Annotated in this window: 2 protein-coding genes; both read left to right on the forward strand. The window is 64.3% G+C overall.

Annotated features, from left to right (window positions below; all coding sequences use genetic code 11):
- Window positions 1-2,145, forward strand: a 2,145-nt coding sequence (locus K2X24_RS22320) for a hypothetical protein (protein WP_292501236.1), incomplete at its 5' end; no start/stop codon positions are given.
- Between the two features lie 12 nt (window positions 2,146-2,157).
- Window positions 2,158-2,397 (forward strand): hypothetical protein, encoded by a 240-nt coding sequence (locus tag K2X24_RS22325; RefSeq protein WP_292501239.1) that lies wholly within the window; start codon window positions 2,158-2,160, stop codon window positions 2,395-2,397.
- Window positions 2,398-2,442 lie beyond the last annotated feature (45 nt).

The following is a 2,442-nucleotide window of genomic DNA, read 5'->3' on the forward strand; positions in this document are numbered from 1 at the left end:
GGCGGCGTCGCGGACGTTCCTGGCCTGCGTGGAGAGCTCGACGAGCTCGTGCCGAGGCGGACCGGCACCCTGTCGGTGAAGGGCAACCTCGAACGATCGACCGGCGCCGCGAAGGACGTTGCGGTTACGGACCTCGGCGCTGCGATCGGCCTCGACATCGCCCGCCAGCAGATTCCCGAGACGTTCATCCCCGTCCGCTCCTTTGTCGCAGCGGGGTTCCATACCCCCGGCGACATGGGGCGTGGCGCCATCTATGCGCGTGGCACCTCCGCCGGACCGCTCGCGATCCAGGACAAAGGCGGCACCTGGTTCAATCTCGTCGTCGGCGATGTGATCGTGGCCGGGCATCTCGGCTGTCGCCCGGTGTTTCTGCGCTCGGGTTGCAGCATTGCGGCCGGCTCGCGACAGATGCTGGTCAACAGCGGGACGCAGTGGCGGGTCGGGGATCGGGTGCTCGTCCAGGGCGCGGGGGCCAACCCAAAGGCGTTCTCCAAGACCTTTCAGGTCAACGGCCCGCCGGCCCGCTCGGGACCGATCTTCTTCGGCGCCGACGGCTACCTGTTCAACGCCAACAGCGGTGATGGCGGGGTCACCTTCCTTACCACGGACACGGCCGAGCAGTGCGCGGCCTCCATCCGTGCGGGCTCCTGGGCGGGCTGGACGGTGACCGGCACCGGCAGGCAGGCGACCTTTACCTGCAATCAAGCACGTGGGTCGATTGGGGTCCGCTTCTCCGACATCTATGGGAACGCTCTTCCGATCACCGAGACGCTGAACCAGGAAGGGGCCGGCGATTTCATCGCCAGGGTGGTATCCATCGTGGGCGATACCCTGACCCTGGACCGCGACGCCGTGACGGCGATCACGGGCAGCCTGTGCTACCTGGAGCATGGCAGCCAGATCCGGGAGTTTATGGATGCCGTGCCCGGCAAAACGCTCCAGTTGCAGGCCGGAGCCTACCTGTTCTTCCGTGGGCTCAAGCACACCAAAGAGGGCACGGGGGCCATCGGTGCGGGCCTTCAGAACACGATCATCTATGCCGTAACGGCGGCCGAGGACCTGACCGAATGGGAGTTGCCGACAGCCGAGGTCGGCTTCTTCGCTCCCAAGTTCCAAGACCTGACTATCGATATGATGGAAGCACGGAGGCACGGGGCGACCTTTCGGCGGCTCTGGGATGGCGCCTCTGTTCGGAATGTCGCGATCATCAATGTGGCGGCCGAATATTCCGGGTGGCGTGTTATGCGCCACTCGACGCAGGCCCCGTCCCAGTCCGTGAACGATCAGGCGGTGATCAGCCAATCGCTCAACGCTGACAACATCCATGTTGAGCGCGCCTCGAATAGCAGCGGGCTCTACCCGGTGCCCGTCACATACATGGAATACGTCCAAGAGGGCAGCCTTACGAACTTCAAAAGCATCGTGAGAGGCGACAGCAACACTTCGCAGAACACCGTTGCCTGCCAGTGGGAGGCGTGCCGTGGGCTGGTTGCGGGCGCCGGAACCTCGTTTGCCCTCGCGGGAACCGGTCTCAAAGTCACCAGTATCACCGGACAGTCCGAAGGTTGCTCGGTAGCGGGGGCCACCTTCGAGACGAACGGCAAGTCCGTGGATTTCGCGGGTGGCACCTATGACATCCGGACGTTCGACATCGTGGCTCCGCGCTACATCGGTGCGGGCGGGGATATCGTTGCAAATCGCCTGTCCAGCGGTCTCATCATGGCTCGCGACCGGTTCCTGCGCCTGACGGCGGGCGCCCGGAACGTCCGGTATCTCAGCGATGACCCGAGCAAGGTGATCGACGAGGTCGCGGCCAACAACAACGTCGACCTGTCCAGCTACCATTACGGTCGCACCAAGGAACTTCCGGTCGACCTCACCCTGCGGAAGGCTCTGGCGACCCTTCTGCTCAGAACGCCGGGCGGGAACGCGTTCTACAGACTGCAGATGAGCGCGACGGATAGCGTCAACTACGGCCTGTTCTTCCAGAGTTCGCAGGATGGCGTGAGCTGGACCACCGCGATGTCACTCAATCCGGATGGCTCTCTGTCGCTCAACATCCCCTTCGTCGGGTTCAGGCAGCTCGTGTCCGGCCCGCCCGACAGCGGTGGCTCCGGTTCTCGCGCCTTGATCGTCAATAACTAGGAAGCAGGCGAAATGGAGATCAAGTTTCGGGAAGCCGTCACGGGCACGATCGCCTGTGACGGTCTCAGTTTTCGGGAGTGCGACATCTCCGGCGCGACGCTCGATTTTGCGGGTCGCAAACCCGTCGAGTTTGCCGACTGCGTCGGGGCCGACACTGCGCAATGGCAGGTGCGTGGACAGCCTGTGACCTACGCGGACTTTGCCGCGCTCGTGCGCTCTACCTTGGTCGAGCGCGAACAACACGAGCCGTGATGCCCCGCTCGCCGCTCACCCGGCCCGAGCCTGACACGACCCCTA

Origin of the sequence: Methylobacterium sp. (genome assembly GCF_019750675.1) — a bacterium.
Taxonomy (GTDB): domain Bacteria; phylum Pseudomonadota; class Alphaproteobacteria; order Rhizobiales; family Beijerinckiaceae; genus Methylobacterium.